Annotated in this window: 8 protein-coding genes; 3 read left to right on the top strand and 5 right to left on the bottom strand. The window is 51.0% G+C overall.

What is annotated here, in order from left to right; translation table 11 throughout:
* From AAX04_RS11100 to AAX04_RS11085, 4 genes are all read right to left on the bottom strand, one after another.
* The coding region (locus tag AAX04_RS11100; RefSeq protein WP_369818433.1) for a thiamine pyrophosphate-dependent enzyme at nucleotides 1-241 on the bottom strand (241 nt) is incomplete at its 3' end.
* 76 nt (nucleotides 242-317) lie between these two features.
* A complete protein-coding gene (locus AAX04_RS11095) occupies nucleotides 318-2,219 on the bottom strand; it encodes a 2-oxoacid:ferredoxin oxidoreductase subunit alpha (protein WP_202904445.1) in 1,902 nt (633 codons plus the stop codon).
* A gap of 277 nt (nucleotides 2,220-2,496) precedes the next feature.
* Entirely contained in the window at nucleotides 2,497-3,021 is a 525-nt protein-coding gene (locus AAX04_RS11090; RefSeq protein WP_066798272.1) for a hypothetical protein, read from the bottom strand.
* A 57-nt stretch (nucleotides 3,022-3,078) separates the two neighbouring features.
* The gene (locus tag AAX04_RS11085; protein WP_066798270.1) at nucleotides 3,079-3,366 is read right to left on the bottom strand and encodes a MoaD/ThiS family protein; all 288 of its coding nucleotides are present in this window, start codon (nucleotides 3,364-3,366) and stop codon (nucleotides 3,079-3,081) included.
* Between the two features lie 100 nt (nucleotides 3,367-3,466).
* Between AAX04_RS11085 and AAX04_RS11080 the strand changes: the two genes are divergently transcribed.
* Complete coding sequence (locus tag AAX04_RS11080) at nucleotides 3,467-4,048, top strand: MGMT family protein (RefSeq protein WP_066798268.1); 582 nt, start codon at nucleotides 3,467-3,469, stop codon at nucleotides 4,046-4,048.
* Here AAX04_RS11080 and AAX04_RS11075 read toward each other — a convergent pair.
* Nucleotides 4,045-4,833 (bottom strand): S-adenosyl-l-methionine hydroxide adenosyltransferase family protein, encoded by a 789-nt coding sequence (locus AAX04_RS11075; RefSeq protein ID WP_066798258.1) that lies wholly within the window; start codon nucleotides 4,831-4,833, stop codon nucleotides 4,045-4,047. The genes AAX04_RS11080 and AAX04_RS11075 overlap by 4 nt on opposite strands.
* A gap of 146 nt (nucleotides 4,834-4,979) precedes the next feature.
* On the opposite strand from AAX04_RS11075, the gene AAX04_RS11070 reads away from it, so the two are divergent.
* Both AAX04_RS11070 and AAX04_RS11065 read left to right on the top strand, forming a co-directional pair.
* Complete coding sequence (locus AAX04_RS11070; RefSeq protein ID WP_162270148.1) at nucleotides 4,980-7,730, top strand: hypothetical protein; 2,751 nt, start codon at nucleotides 4,980-4,982, stop codon at nucleotides 7,728-7,730.
* 99 nt (nucleotides 7,731-7,829) lie between these two features.
* Nucleotides 7,830-8,411, top strand: a complete 582-nt coding sequence (locus AAX04_RS11065; protein WP_066798254.1) for a hypothetical protein — start codon at nucleotides 7,830-7,832, stop codon at nucleotides 8,409-8,411.
* Nucleotides 8,412-8,507: the final 96 nt, after the last annotated feature.

Genomic DNA, 8,507 nt, shown 5'->3' with positions numbered 1-8,507 from the left:
TCACGAAATGCCCAACACCAATGCCGAGCAGGTCACCATCACCACCATTAACAACAACCTCAAGACCAGGATCAGCAAGCTTAACACCCATAGCATAAGGAATAGCCCTACCATGAAGAGTATGCACACCACCGACGTTTAAGAAGTCAGGCATCCTACTTGAGCAACCTATACCGGAAACGACTACAACCCTCTTAGGGTCTAGACCAAGCTCAGCAAAAGCCTGAGACTCAGCAGCCAAAATACCAAAATTACCACAACCAGGACACCAATCAACCCACTTCTTACCCCTATAGGCCTGTGGACTTAGAGAGACCTTAAGCACCGCCATTTAGGACCACCCTCCTCTCATTGGAGTTGCTTAGTATGTGTTTAATAGCCCACTTAACCTCAGTCCTGGTTATCGGCCTACCATTCCACTTAAGCACGTAGTGAGTTGGCTCCACACCGGCGTTGAGTTTCATCAACTGCGCCGCCTGGGCCGTGTAATTGGCCTCAAGGTTTATGATCATTTTCTTACCCTCAAGTAGCTTCCTGATCAGGTTCCTTGGGTATGGGTTAAACATCTTAACTTGAATAACTTGAACGTTAATACCTTCACTGGCTAACTCATCCATGGCATCTATGGCTGGGCCCTTGGGGGAGCCCCAGGTGACTATGGCAATGTCTGAGTCCTTCCCATAAACCCTGAGCCTCTGCTCCTCAGGTATTTCCCTATCAGCCGTCTCAAGCTTCTTAAGCCTCTTCTCGTACATCTTGATCCTATTTTCGCTCTCCTCGGTTATTATACCGTACTCGTTGTGTTCATCACCGCTGTAGTGCATTATGGCGTAGCCCAGTGGAACCCTGGGTGATATACCGTCGTCCGTGAATTGGAACCTCTTGTAGTCCTCAACCTCCTTATACATCAACTTACCCCTATCGATGATCTTCTTACCCTTATAGTCCAGTTCACTCTCATCAATTATTGAGTAGGAGTTCGCCAGGAACTTATCGACGAGGTGTATTACCGGTGTTTGATAGCGCTCAGCTAGGTTAAGCGCCCATATTGCATCCCAGAAGGCCTCAACGTGGTCACCGGAGGCTATCACTATCCTCGGGAATTCACCGTGGCTAACGTTAACTGCGAAGAGTAAATCACCCTGCTGACCCCTGGTGGGCATGCCAGTGGATGGGGCACCCCTCATGTAGTAGGTTACCACAACGGGGGCTTCATTCATCCCAGCCCAGCCAATACCCTCAGCCATGAGTGAGAAACCTGGCCCGGAGGTTGCAGTGGCGGCCCTAACACCCGTTAAGGCTGCCCCAATGGCCATGTTAACCGCCGACAACTCATCCTCAGACTGGAAGACCAAGACACCTGCCTTCTTCAACTCCTTGGTTTCAGGGTCAAGGACATCGACGACCTCGTTGTCCTCTATGAAGGTGCTCTCGTCGGCGGCTGGGGTTATTGGGTAGTAGGTCTGCACCCTCAGACCGCCGGCTATCTTACCTAAGGCCACGGCAGTGTTCCCGTCAAGCTGGACCCTATGCCCGTTGACTGGTATTTCGGGTAGGTTGTAGGCTGATTGGACTAGGTCATAGCTCTTCTCGGAGGCCCTCTCGTTCATCCTGACGTAGAGTTCATTCCTGAAGAAGACCCTTAAGGCGGCCCTTAGGTAGTCTAGCTTAATGCCAAGTAGCCTAAGCGAAACGGCGGAGGCTATTAGGTTCCTAGCCCTCTCTACAACGGATGTGGGGAGCTTGAGTTCAGTGGCCACTTCGCTGATTATCTTACCGTAGTCGACGGGTACCAGCTTAACGCCCTTGCTTGAGGCGTAGTTTAAGGCATCCTTAATGGTGGTCCCGTAACCGTTTGACGTGAGCAGCTTCTCAATCTTCTCAGCCCTCTCAGGCTCCATGCTTTGAACGGTGCTTATCTTAGTCCCCTCAAGGGTCTTGTCGTATATTATGTAGTCCCTCGCCTCCATGAAGTGTTGGAAGACTGTCTCGGCGTCGAAGGTGGCCAGTATGTTAACCTCGTCTGATAGGCTATGCATCTTAACGTCGCTTATGGTAAGGTTAAAGTAACTGTGCCTACCCTTAATGTTTGAGTGGTACTCCCTATTACCATATATGTAGTACCCAGCCCTAGCCACCGCATTACCGAAGATGCTTGCCGACGTGTCCACGCCGCTACCCTGAGCTCCACCTATCATCCACGTTATCTTAACTGTCATAAAACCTCGCTAAAATAACACCCCTTGATATTTTTAAATCTTTCTAAGGGAACACCACGACTTTTAGCAATGATTTTTGAGTAACCACCCATGGTTGATTTGATTTACTTAAAGTTAATTTATGGACTAACGTAGTTTGTATGTTTATTTATGTTAAACGTGGTTAGAGGCGTTGGGTTGGACTTAAGTGTGTAATCAGTTTTGGCATAGATCATCATGGTCAGGGCCGTCTGGGTTCATCACACCTAAGCCCACTGGCACGGGCTTAAACGCTTAACTAGTCGTTGGTTGCCAGTTGCTTAACCCTGGCCCTACCCATAACGGCCTCAATAACCTTAGCCCTACTGCACCTAGCCTCACTAAGCCTACTAACGGAGCCCACATACACGTCACCGTTAGGCAATTTAACCCTAACCCCCCTGCCTATTGACATTGCCGCTATGGTAACAACCCTACTGCTCAACGGGTCCCCAAGCCTCTTGGCATCGTTAATCTGGGTTGTGCATTGGGTGTATAGCATTGCCTCAATGTTAACGTCCCTTGCTATGGAAACCCCATCCCTAACGCTCCTGAGGGCTAGGTAGAGGTAGTAGGCTAGGTCACTGGCCGTTGGGGCAGTGTAGTTGTTTATCACCAGGAAGGCATCCGCATCAACCCCATTGATTATATTGCCCAAGGCCTCCCTGGTTAGGGGCTCGTCTAGCAGTACCGTGTAGACCACCAGCTGAACCTCCCCTAAATCCGAGTTGAGCCTAATTGGGTTAAGCCCATTCGACGCCCCCTCACCCATGGTGGTGTGCATTAACCCATAGCCGCGGCGCCCCTTTATAATTCACTCCACCTAGGCTGCCTTAATGGCCTAGCCGCCGTGGATGTAGGATAGGAAGAGGACTACGTCGCCATCCTTAAGCCTCGTCTCAAGCCCATTGAGCAGCCTGATGTCGACGTCATTGACCGCTGCATATACCCCGGGCCAGAGTCCATTATCCTCAACCAGCCTCCTCCTTAGCCTGGGGTTTTGCTGGGCCAGTTGCCCCAGGAGTTCCCTCAGGGTTGAGCCGCACTTAACCTCAACGTCGATTGAGTCAGAACCGGCGAAGGACACTAAAACACCGGCGAACTTAACCCTAACCCTACATTCACCCACAGCCCGCTCACCATTCAGTGTTTATAAATCATACGCCAGCGTAATTAACGTGGTAGCTGTATGATTAACGGTTTTTAAGGGTCTAAAATTGAATCGAGACGTGAAAAATCACAACCAGCCGCTGCTACTGAGACTTGGCGGCGACCTAGGGCTGCTGGTGCATAGGGACTACAGGGGGTTGATATACAGGTCAAGTATAGTTAAAGTGAGTGTGCATCTAAGGAAGGCGGGTGATGTGGCCATAGCCGACTACGTTGAGATGGACCCCCTCTCAACGGTTAGGGCCACTAGGATCCCCAATAACAGCCTCGGCCTAGTCATGCTAGCCATGCTGGCCATACCCAGGGGCTTCGTGGCCTCCTACAGCGACATAGCTGAGTTACTCAACATGACCCCACGCCTGGTGGGGTTATTCGCCTCCAGGAACCCGATACCGGTCATAGTGCCCTGCCACAGGGTGGTTAATAGGGATGGCACAGTGGGCGGCTATAGCGCATGGGCTAGGGATGGTAGGGGGGTTAAGGCGTTGCTCCTGTCCATGGAGAGGGTGAGGATTAATGGGTTTAAGGTTGACAGGGAGCACTTCATGGACCCCAGGGAGCTTAAGGACAACTTCTACAGGATATACAACTACTACCACGCATTAATAAGCGAGAGGAATGGGCACAGTGAGGAGGATTAACGCACCACGGTTAACTCGACCTGGTCACCCTCACTTAACCCATATTCCTCGGCGAAGCTACCCCCGTTTACGGCTAGTTCAAGGAAGTTCATGCTGTTGAAGAGGGCCAGTGCCTCACCCCTATCCACGTAGCCATAGGACCTATTAACCCTAAGCCTAACCAACCTACCCTTAACGTTGACGGTTAGCAAATCCCCATAGCCAATGTTGAACATGCCCTTCCTAACGCTTGTGAAGACGTTGCCGAACTTATCCACGTAAACCACCTGAGCCTTAATCACGCCACTCTCCAACCTGGGCTCGGGCATGGTCAACTTTACGTAATCCCTAACCACAGGCCCATAGTCCTCAAACCTGGTTAGGCCAATGTGGGCCGCGGCTGGGGCGAAGATGTCCCTACCGTGGAATGTTGAGGAGACCTCACCAAGCATAACGGACCTGTTGCTGATCTCCCTAACCTCCACCACACCATCATCATCAGCGGCCATTGTTAAGACACCGTTGTCGGGCCCTATGAAGTAGTAGTTCCTACTCCTAATGGCCAAGGCCCTCCTACTAGTCCCAACACCAGGGTCGACGACGACCACGTGAACCGTACCCCTAGGGTAATACCTATACGTGGCCCAGAGTATGAAGGCAGCCTTAAGCACGTTGAAGGACGGCACATCGTGCGTTATATCAATGACCACGGCGTCTGGGTTAATGGAAAGTATGGCACCCTTCATTGAGGCTACGAAGTAATCCCTAGTACCGAAGTCTGTTAGTAGTGTTATCACCTGGCGCATACAGCCAACCCAACCCTACAACCCATTACAGCCTTTTAACCTTAAACCTGTAGTTAGATTGCGGAGTGCCATAGGTTTGTTAACTGGGCTTAAGTAGGGTGACGTTAACTTTAGCTTAACCCTACGTGGGCTTAGTTAACCATTAATTGGCTAAGAGCCAAACAGTGGAGGTCGTTGGCGAGGTGGTGATACTGGTCACATCCATATTGGCCGTTGGCCTAGTGCTAACATACGTAACAGTGACCTACGGCAACTACGCAAGCTACATAACGGCGCACGGGGAGTTAGCCAACATAGTTCTCGAGGCCTACGGCTACCTGGTCAACGGCTCAACGGTGATCATACTGGGTAACCTGGGTAGGGTGAACGCCTACGTGGCTAAGGTATATGCACTAGGCAGTAACTCAAGCACACCTATTAGCCTAAGCAACGTTAGGGAGTACCTAAGCTACACGTCACCCCAAGCCTCAAACCCAGTGACCATTGATGGTAGGCTCCTCCTGGAGCCAGGCCACATGGCCATAGTCGTGGTTAAGGGCACCTACTGGGGTGTGTCAGTGGAGGCCTGCCCAACTCCAACATCCAACACCTGCGGGTGGGTTATGCTCAAGTGGAGTGTATCCACCTACACACCAGTTAACTCAACCTCGATTCAAGGCCAATTAGGCTCCATCAACGTTGGCTCAGTGACCATTGAGGTCGCCAATGATACGCTGGGCATACCCTGGGTGGTCACGGTGACCATTAACGGGCCTGGGGGTTATACGTACAGTAAGGGTGGTTCAGGGGACTTAACCTGGGTTCAGGCATTAGCCAACAGCCTACAGACACTGGACACTTCAATAAGCCTAGTCAACCAAAGCGGGTACGCCGGTGGATTAAGCATATACCAACTGGGTGACTCCACCTACGGATGCATAGCCGAGCCGAGGGGCTACTTGAACGTTACCTCGGGCGTGGTTAAGTACACGATTAACTGCTATAGGCTACCCACCAGCCAAGTCACGATAATAGCCTACTACTCCGGCCCAGGCCCAGCCGAGTTAACCCTAGACCCAACTTGGGTGCTGGTTAATGGCTGGAATAAATTCACCCTAGAAACCACGCCAGGCCCCCATGAATTGAGTTATGCGGCTAATGGGGTGTGTTGGTTCAACGGTACCTTAACGGGAAGTAGCGGTAGTGTTGAGGTTAACGTACCCAACTCAACCTACACAATACTGGTCAGCCTAATATGCGGTGAATCCCCATTCTACGTAAACGCCCACGTGGAGGACAACTTAACCACCGGGTCTGGGGAAGCCCACTACATGATCTACACAGGTGATGCTAACCACCACGTATTCGATGAGGCCTCAGGCTCCACAAGCCAGTGGTTTAGGCTTAGGCTACCTGGCCTAAGCGGCTACGTATGGGGAGTGGTGACGGGTGGGGTGCCTAGTCAATACACCAAGTGCTACCTGTACAATGCAAGCCTACTGGGCATAGGCTCAACACCACCTGAATACCCGGTTACAAACGGCTCAACAATAAGCCTATACGTACACTGCTTGCCCGGTAGCGGGGTTGTTTACTGGATTGTTAAGCTCCAGGGAGCCGTGTGGGATCTGGACGTGGTTTGGTGGACTTTAACGGACTCCTACGGGCACAGCGTCACCAACCAGATTAGCAGCTTCAATCCACAGTACAGTGGTAATTTTAGCGTGAATGGGCCTGATACACTAACACTATCACTGTACGTTGAGCCAGGCTTCCACTACGAGTGTTCAGTAGCCTCGCAGAACCCGCAGACAGTGAACCCAGGGCAGACTGCGGTATTCACCATAGACTGCAATTACGTTGTCAATCGCCCCACCAGCACAACCACCACGACGACAACAACCTCAACCTGGGGTGGCTACTGGAGCCTCTACATTACTGTTAATGATAACCCAGGAGTGAGCTACACTATCACTGACCAATATGGGAACAACCTCTCAGGCAGCCAGTCAGTGAGTCAAGTATTCTTCGCAAACTACCCACCAGGAACCAGCGCCCAATTAACAGCCAGTACAGTACCAAGTTGCACCATTAGCCCATCAAGCACCACGATAACGCCAACAAGCCCAAACATGTATGTTACATTCACGGTATCATGCGGTTCAAGCACCTCATCACCAACATCCACTCCAACACCTACACCAACCACGACACCCACCAGCACGCCGACAAGTACCCCACCACCCACTAGCACTACACCCACTTCAACTACATCAAGCCCACCACCAACTACCGTCACAACAACTGGTACTGCTAATGCACCACCCCCACCACCAACATTCACGGGCTTCTACCAGGTATGCGCACAGGGAAGCGTACCACTAGGGCAGGCAGTGGCATTCGAATGCATTGTGGCTTGGAAGGGGCACACTGTGACCGAACTGGCCGCAAACTTGGTGACGCAATACCCCAACTTCGTCGAATCCACGACACTATACTATGATATAAGTAATTCACCTGCGGGTGCACTAGGCGAATGGAGCATATCGGGCAATTGCCCACCAGGCTTCGTGGTTGAATTCGGCACCAGTGGCGGTAACTTCGCAGTCCAGTTAAGCGGAACAACTGGGACTTACACTTGGTATGTTACAATAAGCGCATGGTGCTACAACCAGCATATAGGTCGTGCCTTCGTCTTCCTCACAAGGTGGAACCCACCAGAGCTACCTATTGACTGGTTACTAAGAGGTGGTACTAACGTTGAGGGTGTAATAGCACCACTCTACATGAGGGCATGGGAAGCCTATGTTAATGCTTGGCTCGCCGTGAACGGCTTCACCCTAGACCTGTTCATACTCCTAGCTCTCATAGCACCAATACTAGCTAGGCCTGCCACGAGGAGGCTTAGGCTGACTTAACCAAATCTTCAAAATCAATCCCCCTTCTTCAAAACCCTTCTTTTATTGATGCAATAGTCTTTTTAAACACTGGTTAGTATTTAGCCTGGTGCCCGAGGTATGGATTACTACACGGTCAGCCTCCTGATAGGCGTGGCGAGTATTATAGCCTCACTGGTTAGTGTGGCCTACTGGCTTGGGGGCAGGCTAACCAAGATGGATAGTAGGCTAACTGGAATGGAAAGTAGATTAACTGGAGTGGAAAGTAAACTAACTGTAATGGATAGTAGGCTAACTGGGGTTGAGAAGGGTATTGAAAGGCTGGATGAGAGGTTGGGCAGGCTCACCAACGCCATCAATGGCGTTGGTGAGTCTATTATCGAGTACCTTGGTTTGAAGGGAGTCTTGAATCAGGGTGAAGTGAACTACCTAAAGTCTGATATCAGGAGGATAACCTTAATCGCAACAAACCCGTTCACCGAGGCTGAGAGGAGGAGACTCCTTGAACTCGTGGACAAGGATGATTTAACCATTGAGGAGGCCGAGGAGTTGTATAGGCTTGCTAGGAAGTTCTACGAGGAGTACATTGACAAGACACCCGATGCAATCAAGGTGCTACTATACGCCGCCGCAATGCGTGGAATAACATACAGGAAGTACGGTGCGTTAGAGAACCTACAACGCCAGTCCTCCCAACATTGAAGCCTTTTAAACACAGGCAGGTACTAACCTCATGCCACTCACTGAGGATGAGAAGAGGAGGCTTCTTGAGCTTATTGATAGGGGTGAGGATTTGAC

The sequence above is a fragment of the Caldivirga sp. MU80 genome, from assembly GCF_001663375.1.
In the GTDB taxonomy this organism is placed as follows: domain Archaea; phylum Thermoproteota; class Thermoprotei; order Thermoproteales; family Thermocladiaceae; genus Caldivirga.
Note: the sequence above shows the minus strand (reverse complement) of the source record. Positions and strands in the feature narration are given on the sequence as shown.